The 18130-nt window shown below is 64.4% G+C and carries 17 protein-coding genes; 4 read left to right on the forward strand and 13 right to left on the reverse strand.

The window, feature by feature from the left end; translation table 11 throughout:
* Window positions 1-17: 17 nt before the first annotated feature.
* Together ACOQFP_RS14860 and ACOQFP_RS14865 are read right to left on the reverse strand one after the other, a co-directional pair.
* Window positions 18-134: an MFS transporter small subunit gene (locus ACOQFP_RS14860; RefSeq protein WP_421584747.1), complete on the reverse strand. Its 117-nt coding sequence runs from the start codon at window positions 132-134 to the stop codon at window positions 18-20.
* Window positions 131-1501, reverse strand: a complete 1371-nt coding sequence (locus ACOQFP_RS14865; RefSeq protein WP_206490575.1) for an OFA family MFS transporter — start codon at window positions 1499-1501, stop codon at window positions 131-133. The genes ACOQFP_RS14860 and ACOQFP_RS14865 overlap by 4 nt, the downstream gene beginning before the upstream one ends.
* Before the next feature lie 150 nt (window positions 1502-1651).
* On the opposite strand from ACOQFP_RS14865, the gene ACOQFP_RS14870 reads away from it, so the two are divergent.
* Window positions 1652-2104 carry a hypothetical protein gene (locus tag ACOQFP_RS14870; protein WP_341243445.1) on the forward strand — a complete coding sequence of 151 codons (453 nt, stop codon included), beginning with the start codon at window positions 1652-1654 and terminating at the stop codon, window positions 2102-2104.
* A 1-nt stretch (window position 2105) separates the two neighbouring features.
* On the opposite strand, the gene ACOQFP_RS14875 is transcribed toward ACOQFP_RS14870, so the two are convergent.
* From ACOQFP_RS14875 to dapB, 4 genes are read right to left on the reverse strand one after another with little or no spacing between them, the layout of a single operon-like run.
* A complete protein-coding gene (locus tag ACOQFP_RS14875) occupies window positions 2106-3011 on the reverse strand; it encodes an alpha/beta hydrolase (RefSeq protein WP_421584748.1) in 906 nt (301 codons plus the stop codon).
* Window positions 3012-3027: 16 nt separating this feature from the next.
* Entirely contained in the window at window positions 3028-3480 is a 453-nt protein-coding gene (locus ACOQFP_RS14880) for a flavodoxin family protein (protein ID WP_421584749.1), read from the reverse strand.
* A 6-nt stretch (window positions 3481-3486) separates the two neighbouring features.
* Window positions 3487-3906, reverse strand: a complete 420-nt coding sequence (locus tag ACOQFP_RS14885; protein WP_206490662.1) for a hypothetical protein — start codon at window positions 3904-3906, stop codon at window positions 3487-3489.
* Window positions 3907-3956: 50 nt separating this feature from the next.
* The gene (gene dapB / locus ACOQFP_RS14890) at window positions 3957-4715 is read right to left on the reverse strand and encodes a 4-hydroxy-tetrahydrodipicolinate reductase (protein ID WP_421584751.1); all 759 of its coding nucleotides are present in this window, start codon (window positions 4713-4715) and stop codon (window positions 3957-3959) included.
* Between the two features lie 93 nt (window positions 4716-4808).
* Here dapB and ACOQFP_RS14895 point away from each other — a divergent pair, with 93 nt between their 5' ends.
* Window positions 4809-5597: an ABC transporter ATP-binding protein gene (locus tag ACOQFP_RS14895; protein ID WP_421584752.1), complete on the forward strand. Its 789-nt coding sequence runs from the start codon at window positions 4809-4811 to the stop codon at window positions 5595-5597.
* A 4-nt stretch (window positions 5598-5601) separates the two neighbouring features.
* On the opposite strand, the gene ACOQFP_RS14900 is transcribed toward ACOQFP_RS14895, so the two are convergent.
* From ACOQFP_RS14900 to ACOQFP_RS14925, 6 genes are all read right to left on the reverse strand, one after another.
* Complete coding sequence (locus ACOQFP_RS14900) at window positions 5602-6708, reverse strand: alcohol dehydrogenase catalytic domain-containing protein (RefSeq protein ID WP_341243442.1); 1107 nt, start codon at window positions 6706-6708, stop codon at window positions 5602-5604.
* Window positions 6709-6791: 83 nt separating this feature from the next.
* Window positions 6792-9470, reverse strand: a complete 2679-nt coding sequence (locus ACOQFP_RS14905) for an MGH1-like glycoside hydrolase domain-containing protein (protein WP_421584753.1) — start codon at window positions 9468-9470, stop codon at window positions 6792-6794.
* 24 nt (window positions 9471-9494) lie between these two features.
* Entirely contained in the window at window positions 9495-11417 is a 1923-nt protein-coding gene (locus ACOQFP_RS14910) for a putative nucleotidyltransferase substrate binding domain-containing protein (protein WP_421584754.1), read from the reverse strand.
* Window positions 11407-12954: a GMC family oxidoreductase gene (locus tag ACOQFP_RS14915; protein ID WP_421584755.1), complete on the reverse strand. Its 1548-nt coding sequence runs from the start codon at window positions 12952-12954 to the stop codon at window positions 11407-11409. Before ACOQFP_RS14915 ends, ACOQFP_RS14910 begins: the two co-directional genes overlap by 11 nt.
* A gap of 12 nt (window positions 12955-12966) precedes the next feature.
* The gene (locus ACOQFP_RS14920) at window positions 12967-14478 is read right to left on the reverse strand and encodes an APC family permease (protein ID WP_421584756.1); all 1512 of its coding nucleotides are present in this window, start codon (window positions 14476-14478) and stop codon (window positions 12967-12969) included.
* Window positions 14479-14502: 24 nt separating this feature from the next.
* On the reverse strand, window positions 14503-16029 hold the full coding sequence (locus tag ACOQFP_RS14925) for an aldehyde dehydrogenase family protein (protein WP_421584757.1): 1527 nt from the start codon (window positions 16027-16029) through the stop codon (window positions 14503-14505).
* A gap of 188 nt (window positions 16030-16217) precedes the next feature.
* Between ACOQFP_RS14925 and ACOQFP_RS14930 the strand changes: the two genes are divergently transcribed.
* Together ACOQFP_RS14930 and ACOQFP_RS14935 are read left to right on the forward strand one after the other, a co-directional pair.
* Entirely contained in the window at window positions 16218-16472 is a 255-nt protein-coding gene (locus ACOQFP_RS14930; protein WP_206490565.1) for a hypothetical protein, read from the forward strand.
* A gap of 151 nt (window positions 16473-16623) precedes the next feature.
* Window positions 16624-17520: a YdcF family protein gene (locus ACOQFP_RS14935; RefSeq protein ID WP_421584758.1), complete on the forward strand. Its 897-nt coding sequence runs from the start codon at window positions 16624-16626 to the stop codon at window positions 17518-17520.
* Here ACOQFP_RS14935 and ACOQFP_RS14940 read toward each other — a convergent pair.
* Entirely contained in the window at window positions 17514-18107 is a 594-nt protein-coding gene (locus ACOQFP_RS14940; protein ID WP_421584759.1) for a TetR/AcrR family transcriptional regulator, read from the reverse strand. The genes ACOQFP_RS14935 and ACOQFP_RS14940 overlap by 7 nt on opposite strands.
* Window positions 18108-18130: the final 23 nt, after the last annotated feature.

An 18130-nucleotide genomic window follows, 5' to 3' on the forward strand; every position in this document is an offset into this window, starting at 1 on the left:
CCCACCGACACGATCGATCAGGAACCGAAGAGGTTCTTCGCCTTCAGGACGAGTTCGTACACTCCGTACGCGAACGGAACGGTCACCCACAACCAGGCGACTGTCATCGTCACCCGCATCTGCCCGCCGCTCATGACTGTGCTCCCGTCGAGGTCGTGGTGTCTGCGGTGACGGCCGAATCGGGCTCGTGAAACTTCTCGGCCACCGGCTTGATCGCTTCGTTCGCCAGGAAGCCGACGACGAGCAACCCGATCATCACGTAGAAGGCCGGAAGGTACCGAGCAGTGGTTCCCGGCTCTCCGGCGTCGGCGATCGCGTTGACGATCAGTGGCCCCAGGACCCCGGCAACCGACCACGCGGTGAGTAGTCGGCCATGGATCGCACCCACTTGGTACGTGCCGAAAAGATCCTTCAGGTAGGCGGGAACGGTGGCGAATCCCGCGCCGTAGAACGACAGGATCAGCAGTGCCGACACCAGGAACAAGACCTTGTTGGTATTGGTGAACACGGCGATGTACAGGTACAGCAGTGCGCCGACGCCCAGGTACAGCCGGTAGATGTTCTTGCGGCCCACCAGATCGGAGACCGAGGACCAGATGAACCGGCCGATCATGTTGGTCAGCGAGAGGAAGGCGACGAAGCCTGCGGCGGCAGCGGCCAGGGCCTGCGGCGAAGTCGCGTCGGGGAAGAAGTCCTGGTAGATGCCCGAGCCGCGCTCCAGAATGCCGATCCCGGCAGTGACGTTGAAGCACAGCACAACCCACAGCAGCCAGAACTGCGGGGTCTTGACGGCATTGGCGGCCGAGACGTTGTGCCGGGACACCATCGCCGATGCCGCAGGCGGGGTCCAGCCTGCCGGGGTCCAGCCCTCGGCGGGGACTCTGATGAGCACGACACCCAACGCCATGAAGACGGCGTATCCCACGCCGAGGGTGAGGAACGTCTTGGCGATCGAACCGTCGGTGAAGCCGCCGAAGTTGATCATCAGCTGGCTGGTGAGCGGTGACGCGATGAGAGCGCCGCCGCCGAATCCCATGATGGCGATGCCGGTGGCCATTCCCGGCCGGTCCGGGAACCACTTCATCAGCGTGGAGACGGGTGAGATGTAGCCGATGCCGAGGCCGATGCCACCGACGAACCCGTAGCCGAAGATCACCAACCAGAACTGCCCGAGCGCCATGCCGAGCGCGGAGATCAGCAGACCCGATACGAAGAAGACCAGTGAGACGGCCATCGCCCAACGCGGACCGTTCTTCTCGACGCGGGTTCCGAAGATCGCGGCGGACAGGCCGAGCATCACGATGGCGAGCTGGAACGGTATGGCGGTGACGGTGCCGCTGAGCCCGAGGGCTTCCGGTTGCGAGATGGCGTTCTTGAACACGCTCCAGGCGTATGCAGAGCCGATCGCGAGGTGGATGGACAGGGCTGCCGGCGGTATCAACCAGCGGCTCCACTCGGGCGTGGCCACTATTGCGGAGCGGTCGAGCATGGGGAGGGTCATCGAAATCCCTTGGAATCGAGAGCGGTAGAAAGATCAACTATTGCGTGCAGTCAAACACGAGAACCACCCTGCTTGCTCACAATCAGGATAGTTTCTTCCCCGAACTCACAACATCGGCTTCGTATCCTCGGCGCGCGTATTCTGGAGCCAGTGGATATCGAGCGGTGGCGCAGCAGATTGCCAGTGAAGCGAGCCTCGGACGGCGAGGTGATCGGGTGGACCGTGGCCCATCGATCGCACGCATCGGCACCTCTCGACGAACACGACGAAGGATATCTGGTCGATGCCGTCAACCCCGTTGGGATCACTGTTGCACAGGGCGTTCCGATCGAGACAGCCGTCGCTCACCTCGAAGAGCGTGGGCTGGCATCACTGTCGGCACCGCACTGGACCAAAGCGCCGTTGCCGCTCGCACCGGAAACCGATCTGATTGCACCGCAGGATGATTGGCAGTGGCGGCGGGTACTGATGACCCAACTCGACGACAATCGAGTCTGGATCCGGCCCGCGTACCCGAGTTGGCCGGAGCGTCTACTCGAGATACCACTGCCGATCCCTGCCGATGACATTCTGCGCCCGGACTCCCCCGCTGATTCCGATTGAGTCAGTAGTCTTTCAGGACAGATCTCAGCGCGTCGGCCAGCTGCGTCAGGCCCGGTTCCTCCACTGGCAGATGACCGCACCCGTCGAGCATCACGATCGCGGTCTCTGCCCGGAGACGTTGCAGGAATCGGATACTGACGTGCGGCGGCGTCCATCGGTCCTCGGCGGGATGGGCAAGCAACACCGGTGGGCCATCGTACTTTTCCGGCCGGACGTGCGCGTAACCGAAGTAGTCGGCGAGAAAGCCGACGGGAACCCGTACGCCTCCACCCTTGGTGTCTCCGGCGCACAGGGTGGACAGTTCGGAATTGCGGCTCATGTTCGCCATGTCCGCCATCCACCTGACGGGAACACGAACCCGACCGGCCGGGACCGCGCACGCACGCAGCAGCCATGGAGCCGGCCCGCCGAGTACCGCGAATCGAGCTGCTGCCCGACGGGCGTCCGGATCCGATGGATCGAGCAAGCACGTGGCAACAACCCGGTCCACAAGTGCCGTTCGGTGCGCCACCTCATAGGCGAGCATCCCGCCCATGCTCGCGCCGAAAAGGATCAGAGGACGGTCGTCCTTCGACTTCTCCGCAACGACGAGGTCACAGAGGAGATCGATCCAGTCTCGGTAGCGAACTGCCGAGGGATCGGGAACGTCGGTATCTCCGTACAACGGTAGATCGGGGCACAGAACCTCGAATCCCTCAGCCGCTGCGATAGCGGCGTAGGGCCACAGCAGTCCGGAATATCCCCCGGCACCGTGCACTGCAATCACCCGAACCTTCGATTCGGGTCTAGACGCTCGCGCGATATGGACGCTCGTATTTTTCCATGTCCAGTAGGTCGGCTCCGGGCGGTGTGCAGAAGCCGAGTGGTACCGCTCGGGAAGAAATCGGTCATATCGGACCCAATCCATACCCGGATCGTAGCCGTCAGTCGGACAATCCCGCGGCCACTGTGCCGCCCAATTCGTAGCACCGCTCGCGAGCATCTCTGCCGCCCTCGGCGAGGTGTACCGTGCCGAACACCTGTGCCAGGCCCCACCCCGCGGCGATGCTTTCGAGGGCGCGACCGGCACCCACTGTGTCGTTGTTGCCGTGAATCCATGCGCTGTAGGGCTTTCCGGCGACCGCGTCGAGGCATGGGTAGTACACGGTGTCGAAGAAGTGCTTCAACGCCCCGCTCATGTAGCCGAAGTTCGCGGGCGTGCCGAAGAGGAAGCCGTCGGCGCCGAGCACATCCGGGATCGTCGCACCGAGGGCAGGCACACTACGCACGTCCACACCGCTGATCTCGGGATCACGTGCACCGGAAAGAACGGCCTCGAGCAGCTCTCGGGTGAGTGGGCTCGGGGTGTGGTGAACCACCAGCAGAGTGCGCCTCATGCGCTGTCAGCGTTCTGCTTGTTCGAGTGCCACTGCGCGTTTCATGGTCTCGCGGGCGCGTCCCCGGTCGCCTGCATAGTCGTAGGCCCGAGCCAGTCGGTACGAGCTTCGCCAGTTGTCCGGGTCCTTCTCCCATTCGGCCTTGATCTGTTGGAACAGCTCGTCGGCGGCATCGCGGTCGATCCGTCCCGACGGCATCCGCGGGAGATCGTCGACGTCGAGTTCGAGACCTTCCTCCCGTATGCGTGACGCCAACCGCTGATGGTCGAATCCTGCTTTGAGCGTCGCCCACACGATCCACAGTCCGATGATCGGCAGCAGCAGAACCCCGATCCCCAGCGAGATGCTCGCCGCGCCTCCGCTCTGGATCAGCGTCACACCGCGCTGGCCGAGCAGGAAGAAATAGAAACCGAGGATCAGCACCATCACCGCGATGATGGCGACGACTTTGGTCGCTTTGTTCACCGTCGATCAGCTCACAGATCCAGTAGCGGATCGAGGCCAACGGTCAGCCCCGGGCGAGCTGCGATCTCACGGACTCCGAGGAGCACTCCGGGCGCGAAGGACGTCCGGTCCAGCGAGTCGTGCCGAATACTCAGCGTCTCGCCTTGGGTACCCAGCAAAACCTCTTGGTGCGCAACGAGTCCCGCGAGTCGGATCGAATGCACCCGCACCCCGTCGACATCTGCACCGCGTGCGCCGTCGAGCTCGGTCGTCGTGGCATCGGGGCTGGGCGGTGTACCTGCCGCGGCGCGCGCTTCGGCGATCAGCGCGGCAGTGCGGTACGCGGTGCCAGAGGGGGCGTCGGCCTTGTTGGGATGATGCAGTTCGATCACCTCGACAGAATCGAAGAACCGGGCGGCCTGCTGGGCGAATCGCATCGACAACACTGCGCCGATAGCGAAGTTGGGGGCGACCAGCACTCCGGTCTGCGGCGATCCGTCCAACCATTCGCGAACCTGCTCGAGCCTCTGATCGTCGAACCCGGTGGTGCCCACGACGGCGTGAATGCCGTGTTCGACGAGGAACTGCAGGTTGTCCATCACCACGTCGGGATGGGTGAAATCGACCACCACCTGGGCTCCGCTGTCGACGAAGTTCGCCAGCGGATCGCCTTGGTCGACGGTTGCCACGAGCTCGAGGTCTGCGGCTGCCTCGACGGCGGCGCAGATCGCCTGCCCGACCTTGCCGCGCGATCCCAGTACCCCTACTCGAACAGGTGCCGTTGCACTCACGTCGTACCCACACTCATTTCGTCATCGTCCACTGGTCCTTCGACCACGAAGCCTACTTTCCCGGTGGCACGCACCGGCAGCTACGGTCGACCGGTGAACACCACCGTCCTCTTCGCCGACCGAGTCGATCTCGTCCGCGGTGGCCGTCACCTGCTCAGCGACGCGACGATGCGGGTCGACGAGGGCGAACACTGGGTGCTGCTCGGGGCCAACGGCGCAGGCAAGAGCACTTTGCTGAGCCTGCTCGGCGCGGTCGTGCATCCCACCCGCGGCGTCGTGCACGTGCTCGGTCATCGCCTCGGACGGGTGGACATGCGCGAACTGCGAACGCACATCGGCCATGTCGATCCACGCTTGACGATCGACGCACCCCTGACACTGTTCGAGGTGGTACTGACCGGACTCACCAACACACCCGACCTGATCCCGCGATGGTCGGCCACCGAGGCTCAGATCGCCCGCGCTCACCGTCTCATCGCATCGCTCGGGGTCGATCACCGCAGCAACGCGTCCTGGCACACGCTCTCCCAGGGCGAACGTGGCCGAGCGCTCATCGCCCGTGCCCTACTCCCCGACCCGGCGGTGCTGCTGCTCGACGAACCCGCCACCGGTCTCGATCTCGCTGCCCGCGAACAACTCCTCAGCGCACTGGACTCGCTTCGATCCGAGCACCCGAGTCTGGCCAGCATTCTGGTCACTCATCATCTCGAGGAAATCCCGGTCTCGACCACCCATGCGCTCCTCATCCGAGACGGACGAGTACTGGCGCAGGGCACCGTGGATGCGGTGCTGACCACCGAGAACGTCAGCGCCTGTTTCGACCATCCCGTCGAGATCACCAAGCAGCGCGGCCGTTGGCTGGCCACGGCCTCCCCGAGCTGACCCATCAGTCGAAGACGATGACCTGACGGATCGCGTTGCCGTCGGCCAATTCGTCCATGCCGCGGTTGATCTCGTCCAGCGTGATGCGAGAGGAGATCAACTTCTCGACGGGAAGTCGTCCCTCACGCCACATCTGGGCGTACGTCGGGATGTCGCGCGCCGGTACGGCCGAGCCCAGGTAGCTGCCGATGATCGTGCGGGCTTCGGCAACCAGGCCCAGGGGCGAGATGGACGACCGCGCGTCGGGTGCGGGGAGGCCGACGGTGATGGTCTTTCCGCCGGGCGCGGTTGCAGCAACGGCGGTCTCGAAGGCTCGGGCGTTGCCTGCGGCCTCGATCACGATATCGGCTTTGATGCCTTTCTCGGCGAGCTCGGCCGGCGAGTAGACCTGCGTTGCGCCCAGATCGGTCGCGGTGGCGAGCTTGTCCGGGACGCCGTCGACACCGATCACCTCACCTGCACCGATCGATACTGCCGTCAGCACCGCTGCCATGCCGACGCCGCCGAGGCCGACGACCATGACCGACTGTCCGGGCTTCGGGGTCCCGGCGTTGAGTACCGCGCCACCACCGGTCAACACTGCGCACCCCAGGACGGCTGCGATCTCGGCTGGAATGTCGTCCTCGACCGGGACGATCGACTGTCGGCTCACTACCGCATGGGTGGCGAATCCGGAGACCCCGAGGTGATGCTTGATCTCGGCACCGTCGCGGTGCAGTTTGATGCCGCCGCCGAGCAGCGTTCCTGCATTGTTCGACGCACTACCGACAACACAGGGCATCTGGCCGTCGGTGGCGCATCCGGCGCAGTCGCCGCATCGCGGCAGGAACGTCATGACGACGCGAGTGCCGACCGCGATGTCGTCGACACCCGACCCGACTTCTTCGACCCTGCCTGCTGCCTCGTGGCCGAGCAGCATCGGAACCGGGCGGACACGGTTGCCGTCGACCACCGACAGGTCCGAGTGGCACAGTCCCGCGGCTTCGATCCTGATCAGCAGTTCCCCGTCGCCCGGCGAGCCGAGTTCGAGATCGGAGACGGTGATGGGATGCGAGTCGGCGAAGGGACGAGATCGGCCGATTTCTTCGAGTACAGCGCCGCGAATCTTCATCCCGCCAGACTATGCGGCTCCGCCGCAGTGGTGTGGAAAAGTGCCGTGGGGGGGCACATAACCGCACCACTGCGCGTAGCGCACTACAGCGGCAGACGTGGCCTGAGCAGGTGCGCAACCAATGCCGTCCAGCCGGTCTGGTGGGTGGCCCCGAGTCCCTCACCGGTGTCGCCGTCGAAGTACTCGTTGAAACTGGGATGCTCGCTCCACAGTGGGTCGAGGCTGGATTCGATGCGATCGCCGTCGGCCGGCCGCTTGCCGTCGACCGGACGAAACAGTCCGGCGAGACCGTTGTCGATCAGATCAGCGGCGTCGGTGAGGGTGCGATGATTTCCCGAACCGGTGGGGATTTCGATGGTGAACGAGTCGCCGTAGTACCGGCCGTAGGCGCGAAGTTTGTCGGCCAACAGCACGTTCACCGGGAACCACACCGGCCCGCGCCAGTTGGAGTTTCCACCGAACATTCCGGTGCGCGACTCCCCCGGCTCGTATTCGATGGACATGCTCCTGCCGTCGACGTCGAAGGTCACCGGTTCGCGATACGAGGCGGAGAGCGAACGAATTCCGAACTCCGACAAGAACTCCTCAAAGTCGAACATTCTCGCGAGGATCCGCTTGAGTCGCTCCGGCTGAACGAGCGTGAGCAACATCCGAACCTCGTTGCCCTCACGCCGCGCCAGCAGCGGGCTGACCATGTCCGGCCGTCGGTGCTGCACCCACCGCAGCCGTGCCGCGAGGTCGGGGCACTCCTTCTCCACCCAGGGCGGGATCTCGGTGGCACCGAGGATGGGCAGCAGTCCCACCATGGATCGAACCCGCATCGGGACGGCATCGCCCTCCGGCTGAACCAGGACGTCGTAGAAGAACCCGTCTTCCTCGTGCCACAGCGAAATGTGCCGCGAACCGAACGAATTGACGGCCTTCGCGATCGAGAGGAAGTGCGAGAAGAACTTGGTCGCGACGTCGTCCCAGGCGCTGTCGTGGCGGGCGAGTTCCAGGGCGATCTTGAACATCTGCTGGCAGTAGAACGCCATCCAACTCGTTGCATCGGACTGCTCGAGCCGGAATCCGGGAGGCAGCGGCGCGGACCGGTTGAACAAGCCGATGTTGTCCATGCCGAGAAAGCCGCCCTCGAAGATGTTCGAGCCCTCGGAGTCCTTGCGGTTGACCCACCAGGCGAAGTTGAGCAGCAGTTTGGTGAACACCCGCACCAGGAACTCGCGATCCCGATACCCGTCGATGCGATAGACGTGCCATGCCGCCCACGCGTGCACGGGCGGATTGACGTCACCGAACTCCCACTCGTACGCGGGCAGTTGGCCGTTGGGGTGCATGGCCCATTCCCGGCACATGAGTACCAGTTGTTCCTTGGCGAAATCGGCATCGACGTGTGCCAGTGGAATCGTGTGAAACGCCAAGTCCCAGGCGGCGAACCACGGGTATTCCCACTCGTCGGGCATGGAAATCACGTCGGCCAGCGCCAGATGCCGCCAGTGCGCGTTACGCCCGCCCGGATCCTGCCTCGATTCCGGGGTCGGCGCGCCGACCTTGTCACCCTCGATCCACTGGTCGACGTCGTAGCGATAGAGCTGCTTGGTCCACAACAGTCCGGCGTAGGCGCGCCGCGCCACGTGCCGATCGGCCTCGGTGAGGTCGGCACCGATCACCGCGCCGTAGAACTCGTCGGCCTCGGCCCGACGGTCGACGTTGACGGCGTCGAATCCGGCCCCGAAGGTCTGCTCGTCCGGCCGGTTGGGCGACAAGCGCAGTTGGACCGATTCCGTTGCACCGGGGGCGATGTCGTCGAAGCGATACCAGAAGGCGGCCTTCGTCCCGGTCTGCTCGGGGTTGACCGCATCGAGATCGCCGTCGACGACTCGGCGGCCGATGCCGTCCTTCGGGTAGGCCGAGATGTTCTCCTGCCCCCACAGGGCTTCGGCATTGGTTTCGTTGTCACAGAACAGAACTGCCGGTGTTCCTTGGGCGCTGAGGTAGTAGCGACCGAGAAATCCGTGGTCGACGGCGATGGCTTCGAGACCACCTGCCACGAGGTCCGGCGGACTGAGCTGCGTCAATTTTCCGCCGCGCTCGTCGCGTCCCCAGGACCAGGTGTTGCGCAACCACAGGTGCGGCAGAAGGTCCACCGAGGCCGCCTCGGGGCCGTGGTTGGTGATGGAGATGGTGATGCAGATGTCGTCGGGTGAGGCTTTCGCGTAGGTGACCTGAACGTCGAAGAACCGGTTCTCGTCGAGGATGCCCGTGTCGGCCAGCTCGTATTCGCGGTCGTCACGCCCACGTCGGGCGTTCTCCTCGCGCAGATGAGCGTAGGGATACTCTGCGTGCGGATAGCGGTAGAGCCACTGCATCCAGCTGTGCGTCGGCGTTCCATCGACCGCCCAGAAGTACTCCTTGACGTCCTCACCGTGATTGCCCTCCTCGTTGGCGAGGCCGAACAGTCGTTCCTTGAGGATCGGATCCTTGCGGTTCCACAGTGCGAACGAGAAGTTGAGGAACCCGAAGCGGTCGCAGATTCCGCCGATGCCGTCCTCACCCCAGCGGTATGCCCGCTTGTGCGCCTGATCGAACGGGAACGACGCCCAGGCGTTGCCGTCCTCGGAGTAGTCCTCGCGCACCGTGCCCCACTGACGTCCCGCCAGGTACGGACCCCACTGACGCCACGGGCCGCTGACTCCGGGCGATTCTGCCAACCGAGTGTGTTCGACGGTGGACGGGGTGGGAACGGTCACGGGGTTGGTGGTCACGGCACACAGTCTGGTCGTTCGCGCTCAACGATGCACGCCGACGTTTGCCGCCAGATACCCGACGCGGCGTTGGACTGCGGCAATCTCTCGGACGCCATCGGTGAGCATGCTCCGTTCGAGCGGGGACAGCTCCGCCATGATCAACACGTCTCCGGGTCGATGTCCCGCCACGAGCTGGTTCACCTGATGCGACAGACGAAGACGCTGCAACAGTGCGAACACCTCGGTCAGTGTGGCGACATCGCGTTCGGAGAGCAGGCCGTTGCCCGACGCCGCCTCCAGTCGCGCAGGGGTCGAGGACGACCCGATCCCGACCGACAGTCCACCCCAGCGAGCGAGGTTGACGATGGGGGTCAGCGCGTGGGCCTTGAGGTCGAAGGTGCCGCCTCTGCGAGCCAGCACATCTCGAAGTGAGCGCAGCCGGGCTCGTCCGGCGAGTGCCTCACGCAGTTGCAACCGCAGCGCGTCGGGGTGATCGACCAGTTGTCGACGGTAGGCCTCGGGGACGGTGTGCAGTTCACTTGGTCCCCAGACCACCCTGCCGTCGATCATCAGCGAGGACATGATGAGACCGGAATCCCCTGCCGGATTGCCACGATCGCCGAAGGGGTTGCTGAGCCAGTGCTCGGCGGCGGATTCCCACTGCCGTGCCGAGCGCGCGAAGCGCGGCGAACTCGCCACCGCGCCATTGGTGTCCGAGGGCAGTCCGGCACCGTCGAGATCTGCGTGCACTCGGACGGCCAACTCCATCAGTGCTTCGTCGCGGGTTCTCGGCATCGCATCCGACTGTCCAGTCGAATCGGGGTCGGCCGTGGCATCCAACCAGCTCAAAGCGCTGTCGATATCGGAGGACGGCATCGCTTCTCGACGCGCGACGCTGCCGAGAGTTATCCAGGCGACGTTGTTGCGCGGTACCTCCGGCCGAGCCGACCACTCGATCTCGACGGCTCGCCGCACGAGACTGTCCGCCACCACCGACAGGATTGCACTGACTGCCATGGCGTCGGTCCCACCTCGGAACAGGTCCACAACGAGGCGCGGCACGAGCTTTCCCACCTCGGCGAGTTCGGCGGGGGTCGACGCCGACATGACTGCTCGACGGACCACGAAACTTCGCCTGGTGGACGCGGCGTACAGGTCGGAATCGTCGACGACGCCGAGTATCTCACCGCGGGTCGACACCACCGGCATATGCCGCAGTCCACGTTCGAGCATGTCCATCAGCACAGTGCCTGCGAGACGGTCCGCAGTGACGGTCTCGGCGGGCGAGGTCATCACCCGTTCGATCGGGGTGTCGATGCCGACCCCGGCGGCCACCACGCGCACTCTGAGGTCACGGTCGGTGAAGATCGCATACCGCGAACCTCGCAGCGGGATCAGAACGTACGAACTGCCCTGCTCGGTCATGTGTCGAACCGCGTCTCGTACGGTGGTGCCGACGGTCGTGAACACAGCAGGGGCAGAAATCAATTCGCCGACGGTGCGGCCGGCAGTGCCTTCCCTCGGTCCGGCCCGGTGCGCGGAAGCGGACGTGACGGCATCGGCCAGAAACGCCAGCCCGGTCGGCGTCGCGAACCACGGTCGACTCAGCTCGCCGGGCAGCTCGAGTACGACGCTCGGTTCGATTGCCCGCACACCGAATTCGACGGTGCCGCCCGAGAGCAGCGCCGAAAATCCGAAGACCCCACCGACTCCGATGGTGTCGATCGGTACCTCGGCGGGCTGGGCGTGGTCCGGGTGCAAAATCACCACTCGTCCGGTGCGCACCATGAACACTGTGTCGGTGGCGGTCTGCTCGGTCGCTCGTCCCGGACCCACAACCCATGCACCACTGGCATATTCGTGCTCGACGGCAGCCGCGGCGATCTCGGCCAGCGCCGCGGGTGGCGCTCCTTGGAACGGTGGGTGCGCGCCGAGGAAGTCGGCGAGCGCTGAGCTATCCGCCACGGATCAGGTCGGCGCATTTCTCCGCCATCGTCATGACGGTGATGTTGGGGTTGACGTAGGGCAGCTTGGGCATCGCCGACGCGTCGACCACGCGCAGGTGCGAGACTCCCTTGACGCGTAATTCCGGATCCAGCACGGCCATGGCGTCGTCCACCGAGCCCATCCGCGCGGTGCCGGCGGGGTGGTAGACCGTGTTGTGCGTCTTGTGGACGTAGTCGAGCAGGTCATCGTCGGTGACGGCATCGGGCCCCGGTGCGAGTTCGCGTTCGATCCATCCCGACAGTGGACCGCGCGCGGCGATGACGCGCGCCAGTTTCAGACCAGCGAGCATCACTGCGTCGTCGTGGCCGTCCGGGTCGGTGAAGTACCGCGGATCCACCTTTGCGCGGTCCCGAAAGTCCCTGCTCCGCAATCGAACAGTGCCCCTCGACCGCCCCTGGGTCACATTGGGCGTCAGGCAGAACCCGTTGTCTGTGCTCGGATAGCCCCACCGCAGCGTATTCATATCGAACGGCACGCTGCCGTAGTGCATCATGATGTCCGGGTAGTTCAGTGTCGAGTCGGTCTGTGCGAACACACCGATCTCCCACCACTGCGAGGATGTGGTGGTCATGGGTTTGCTCGCCTCCCAGAACACCAGACCCTCGACGTGGTCGTCGAGGTTCTCGCCGACCCCGGGCGAGTCGACCCGTACGGCAATTCCCATCTCCCGTAGCTGTGCTGCGGGGCCGATTCCGGAGAGCATCAACAACTTCGGAGTGTCGATGGCACCTGCGGTCACGATCACCTCGCGTCGCGCGGACACGGTGTCGTATCCGGTCAGGTCCGGACGTTGGTACCGCACACCCGTCGCCGTCAGCGACTCGTCGATCAGGATGTCGCTGATCCAGCAGTCGGTACGCACCTCGAGGTTCGTCCGCGTGCCGATGATCGGATGCAGGTACGCGTGCGAGGTCGACATCCGCAGGCCGTCGGCGTCCGCGTTGATCTGAAACCAGCCTGCACCGTTGAGAACCGTCGCACCGCGGTTGAAGGCGACTGTGGGAATCCCTACCTCGGCGGCCGAGGCGAGTACCGCCGCACCGCATGGGTCACCGGGGGGCACGTCGCGAATTCGCACAGGCCCAGCCTGTCCACGACCGGTGTCGTTGTTCTCCACACGCGCGACGAACGGCAGGATGTCCGACGCTCCCCAACCGGTCGCACCGGCGGCGGCCCAATCGTCGAGAGTTTCCGGCGGCGGGTGAAATGCGATGCAGGAGTTGTGCGACGAGCAGCCACCGAGCACTTTCGCTCGCGCATGCCGCATGAAGCTGTTTCCGCGCTCCTGCGGTTCTACCGGATAGTCCCAGTCGTAGCCGGAGTCGAGGAGATGCATCCACTGGCTCAGTTCGAGAATCGCCCTGTCACCGACGTCCGTCGGTCCTGCCTCGACCAGGCACACGCTCACGGAGGGATCCTCGCTCAGTCTCGCGGCGAGCACACATCCCGCCGTCCCACCTCCTGCGACGACGTAGTCGAACTGAGTGTCTGTCACTGCACGCTCCTTCTAATCGCCCGCGGAGGCATGAGATTTCAGAGTGCCGATGTGATTGCGTCCCTTCACTGCGTACCACAGCAAGCCCACGCCCAGGATGCCGCCGATGTAGACGAACGCGCCGAATGTGTTGTACCAGGGGGTGCCGTACACCGCCTCGCGCGGCCACGCGAGGTTGAGGGCCATTCCGCCGCCCCACAGCACTGCTGCGATATTGACCGGCAGCCCCCACCTACCTATCGTGAAGTACCCCTCGGCTTTCACCTCTTTCGGAGGCCACTGACCGTGCACCCGCTTGACCAACAGCGGGCCGGTCACCATCAGGTACGCGAGGTAGATCATGATGATCGCGATCGAGGTCAGGACCGTGAAGATCTGCGGCTGACCGATGTTGACCACGAGGATGACGATGGCCAGTACGCCGATGGTCACCGCGGGCACCACCGGGGTCTGGGTCTTCGGATTCACCTTGGCCAGGCTCTCACCGAACGGCAACGCGTTGTCTCGAGCCATGGCGAACGTGAGTCGGATCGCCGCGGTGTGCACTGCCAACGAGCACACGAAGACCGCGATGACGATGCAGATCAGGAAAACGGTGCCCAGCGGGCCCCACATCACCGCTTCGACGATGGATTGCAAGCTGCCGTCCGGGCTGCCGAGCGAGGGATCGTCGAGGTCCGGCGCAGCCATGACGGCGAACACGAGGATGGCTCCGCCGATCACGAACGAGGCGAGGATGGCGCGCAGGATGGCCGCGGGGGCGGTGCGCCGAGGTTCGACGGTTTCCTCGCCGAGTGAGCTCGCAGTATCGAACCCGTACATGACGTAGCCCGAGGCCAGCGACGCGACCAAGAACGCACCGAGGTACCCGCCGCTTTCCCCGGCACCGTAACCGTTGGTGGAGAAGAACACCTCGGGGCCACGAGTGATGTTGGCCGCGAGCAGAATCGCGATCAGCACGGCAGCAATGAGCTCGATGAACACACCCGCACTGTTGATCATCGCCATCAGGCGAACTCCGAGCGCGTTGATCGTGGTGGTGATCGCGATCAGAATCGCTCCGAGGAGGACGGCGTTGGCCGCGAAGTCTCGGGCACCGCTACCGTCACCGACGATCTGGAACCCGCTCCAGATGCGTGGCAGATTCAACTGCAGCGCGAGGGCGACGGCGGCCAGCGTCACGATCGAGGCCGTCAGCATCAACCATCCCGCTGACCATCCGACGATTCTACGGCCCAACAGCTTTGCCCAGTTGTACACCGATCCGGCTACCGGATATTTGGCGGCCAGTTCCATGAAACACAGGGCCACGCAGAGCTGCCCCACGAAGACCGCGGGCCACGACCACAGGTAGGCCGGCCCGGCGGTGCCGAAGCCGAAGTAGAACAGTTGGAATGTGCCGGTGAGAATGGAGATATAGCTGACGCCTGCGGCGAAGCTGGCGAATTTACCGAGACTGCGGTCGAGTGATTCCTTGTAGCCGAAATCGCTCATCCCACTCGAGCTGTCCTGTATCGATGCCATACTCGCGGCCTTTCCCATCGTGCATTACCGGGTGCCGAACCACCCCGCCGCCGTGGGTGAGGTGTTGTGCCAAATATGCTTCGCTTCTTGATATTCGGACAAACCGGACGGACCGAGTTCGCGGCCGTTTCCGGACTGCTTGAAGCCGCCCCATTCCGCGGCGGCCGTATAAACACCGAAATCGTTGAGCCACACCGTTCCATGGCGCAGCCCACGCACCATTCTTTCGCCTCGAGCGGCGTCGGACGTCCGAACTCCCGCGGCGAGACCATAATTCGTATCGTTTCCCAGCAGGAGCGCTTCGGCCTCGGTGTCGAAACGCTCCACAGTGAGTATGGGCCCGAATGTCTCCTCCTGCACGATATTCATCGACCTGTCGCAATGGTCGAATATCGTCGGCAAGAAATAGCTACCCTCATCCAAATCCGAATTGTCCGGCTTGGTCCCACCGATCACCAGAGTCGCGCCTTCTGCGATCCCCCCTGCGACGAATCCCTCGATCTTCTCGCGCTGCGCCTGCGATACCAGTGGTCCGGTCTCGGTGGCAGGGTCCATACCCGGTCCTATCACGATGTCCTGGGCGCGCGCGGCGACGGCAGCGACGAACCTGTCGGCAACGGACTCCTCGATGATCAGCCGAGTACCGGCCGAACACACCTGACCCGAGTGCAGGAACACCCCTGTCAACACGTTGTCGACCGAATCGGCGAAAGACTGATCGTCAGCCACCGCGTCGGCGAACACGATGTGCGGATTCTTGCCTCCGAGCTCGACGGCGACCTTGGTGACGTTCTCCGCCGCCGCGGCGAGGATGGTCCTACCGGTTGCCAACCCGCCGGTGAACGAGATGAAGTCCACGTCGCGGTTTCTGGTGAGCGCGTCCCCGAGAACCGCGCCGCTGCCTTGGAGCAGATTGACCACCCCGGACGGCACGCCGGCTTCCTCGATCAACTTGGTGAACGCGATGGTGCTGAGCGGAGTCACCTCGCTGGGCTTGAGCACCATCGTGCAACCTGCCGCCAACGCGGGCGCGATCTTCCACGAGATCTGCAGCAACGGATAGTTCCACGGCGCGATCATGACGCAGACACCGATCGGTTCGTGGACCACACGGCTGAGAATCTCGGGCCGGTCGACGTCGATCAGTCGATCCGCCTGCACCGCAACCAGATCTGCGTAGAACCGGAATACCGACGTCACGTCGTCGATGTCGATCTCACTCTCGCCGAACGTCTTTCCCGTGTCGAGAGTCTCGATGCGCGCGAGTTCTGCCTTGTCGCGCTGAAGGAGATCTGCGATACGGGTGAGCAGAGCGCTGCGCTCGCCCACGGTCACCGAACGCCACGGCCCGTCGTCGAACGCGGTCCGCGCCGCGGCAACCGCGCGCAGGGCGTCATCGGATGTGGCCTCGTCCACCACTGCGACCGTGCTGCCGTTCGCGGGATCGATGACCTCTCGGGTACCGCCGTCACCGGATCCTTGCCACTGCCCGTCGATCAACAGTGAGGGTCGCAGCGAAGTCGGGTCGAGTCCTGCATCGGAGTCGGTCACTGAAACGCCTTCTTCCGTGTGTGGGCCTGATCGTGGTTCTACGGTATGCCCTCAGGCGGCCGGTGACGCCAACGAATCAGGTCGCGTCGCCCTTCGGTGCGCGATACCGAACGATTGCGAACAGCGAGAGCATCGAGTGCAGTTTGCGCAGGACCGCACTGCACGCAAACCGCACTATGGTGGTGTTCATGACGATCGAAGACATCGGTGGCAGACGAACGGTGACAGCTGACGAGTTACTCCTGTTGGTGGGTGATCATCTGCTCATCGAGGAAGGCGTTGCGACCGGGTTCATCGAGAGCGCAGGGCAGGTGGCCGAAAATGTTGCGATCACCGTCACCGATGGCGTCGACGGAACCACCACGACCGAACGAGTGTTTCTTCCCGACGCCGAGGTGACGATCGAGCCTGCCGATCGCGGCCGGGCCCCGGTCACCATGTAGCCACCACGGAATGCCTGCTCAGAAGCACATTCGTGTAACTCTGGAAACTTCACCCACACCAGTCACACTGGCACCGAACTGAGCTAGGGTGGCGGAAACCCGTCACCTCCGAAAGGCATCAGCCGTGCGTCACCGCCCAGCTCGCCCGACGATGCGCGTTACCGTCCTGGCCTGGAGTACTGCTCTCACGCTGGGCGTCGGCGCGGGTGTGGCGACGGCACAGCCCGACACCTCCATTTCTTCGGTCAGCGCAGTAGAGACCGTCAGGTCGGCCGATGCGCAGCAGTACAACGATGCACAGAACGCTCTGGTCAAAGGCCGCTACGATTCCGGGTTCGCCGCATTGGAGGCGCTGGCGGCCGCGGCCCCCGACGATGCCAACGTAGCGGCACTGCAGACGTTCTACGCCAACGCGACCGCCGATGCCGATGCCCGCGTTCGGCATTCGGCCCGCCTACGGGAGCTGTCTCCGACACTCGCCGATGCGGTCGACCGGGCTATCGCCGTCATCGATCGCACAGCAACCGAAGAGATCGACTTCGCACCGGTGACCGACGGTCCGCGCACCGCGATAGTGGTGCTGGGTCTGGGCCTGAACGGTGACGGCAGTATGGCAGCGGAGCTGGTTCAGCGGCTACGCTCCGCCGTCGCGGCAGCCGAGCTCTCCCCCGATTCGCCCATCATCGTCACCGGCGGAAATCCGCAGAACGGGATCACCGAGGCCGAGGCGATGCGGCGATGGCTGATCGACAACGGGATCGAAACGGACCGCATTCATGCCGAATCCACTGCGAACTCGACGGTGCAGAACGCGCAGCATGCCACCGCGCTGGCTGCGGAGATCGGTGCCGAGTCCATCGTACTGGCAACGACTCCGAGCCATCTGCGACGCGCAATGTCGGACTTCGAGATTGCCGGTGCCGACGTGATCGGTGCTGCCACCACAACTCCCGAGGACATACCCGATCTTCCTGCACTCGCTCCCACCTCGCGGTTGGGCATGACCGTCGATGCCACCAAGATCCTCGGAATCCCGCGCTTCTACTGACGCGACCATCCCCGCAGTACCGATTCCGTTCCCGCCTCGAACATCGATCGACGGGTCTGTTCGTCCGAATCGGCAAGCATTGCCAGCTCGAGTGACACCAATCCGTGCACGATCGCCCAGAACGAGTGGGTGATCAACTCGACCGACGCGCCGCGCAGAACGCCGCCTCCGACAGCGCTCGTGACTGCCGCCCGGAGCGGATCCATCGCTGCATCGGCGAGATGCGCCTCGTCCGCTACATCGACTCCGCCGAGCACACCCCCGAACATCACCGCGTACAGGTTGGGGTTACGCAGTGCCCAGTCCCGGTACGCCGCCGCGAGTTCGCGCAGATCGACCTCGGGATCGCCGGTGACGGGAACTCGACGTTGTGCGTCACCGAAACTGGAGAACGACGCAGAGAACAACGCCACCAGCAGCTCCGCACGACCACCGAACAACGAGTAGATGGCCGTGGTCGACGTCCCTTCGGCTGCGGCCAATTTGCGCAGTGACAACGATTCGACGCCGTGCTGAGCGACGCTTTCCGCTGCAGCCTCGAGCAGCCTGAAACGTAGCTCCGCGTCGTGAATTCTCGGTCTCGCCACTTGCGAAACCTACCACAACAGTG

The organism is Rhodococcus sp. MALMAid1271 (genome assembly GCF_049195265.1).
Taxonomy (GTDB): Bacteria; Actinomycetota; Actinomycetes; order Mycobacteriales; family Mycobacteriaceae; genus Rhodococcoides.

Coding starts and splice junctions, on each gene's coding strand:
- ACOQFP_RS14920 (WP_421584756.1), bottom strand. CDS start 14,478: ATGGCATCGATACAGGACAGCTCGAGTGGGATGAGCGATTTCGGCTAC.
- ACOQFP_RS14935 (WP_421584758.1), top strand. CDS start 16,624: ATGCGCGTTACCGTCCTGGCCTGGAGTACTGCTCTCACGCTGGGCGTC.
- ACOQFP_RS14875 (WP_421584748.1), bottom strand. CDS start 3,011: ATGGATTGGGTCCGATATGACCGATTTCTTCCCGAGCGGTACCACTCG.
- ACOQFP_RS14860 (WP_421584747.1), bottom strand. CDS start 134: ATGAGCGGCGGGCAGATGCGGGTGACGATGACAGTCGCCTGGTTGTGG.
- ACOQFP_RS14865 (WP_206490575.1), bottom strand. CDS start 1,501: ATGACCCTCCCCATGCTCGACCGCTCCGCAATAGTGGCCACGCCCGAG.
- ACOQFP_RS14900 (WP_341243442.1), bottom strand. CDS start 6,708: ATGAAGATTCGCGGCGCTGTACTCGAAGAAATCGGCCGATCTCGTCCC.
- ACOQFP_RS14885 (WP_206490662.1), bottom strand. CDS start 3,906: ATGGTGCTGATCCTCGGTTTCTATTTCTTCCTGCTCGGCCAGCGCGGT.
- ACOQFP_RS14930 (WP_206490565.1), top strand. CDS start 16,218: ATGACGATCGAAGACATCGGTGGCAGACGAACGGTGACAGCTGACGAG.
- ACOQFP_RS14880 (WP_421584749.1), bottom strand. CDS start 3,480: ATGAGGCGCACTCTGCTGGTGGTTCACCACACCCCGAGCCCACTCACC.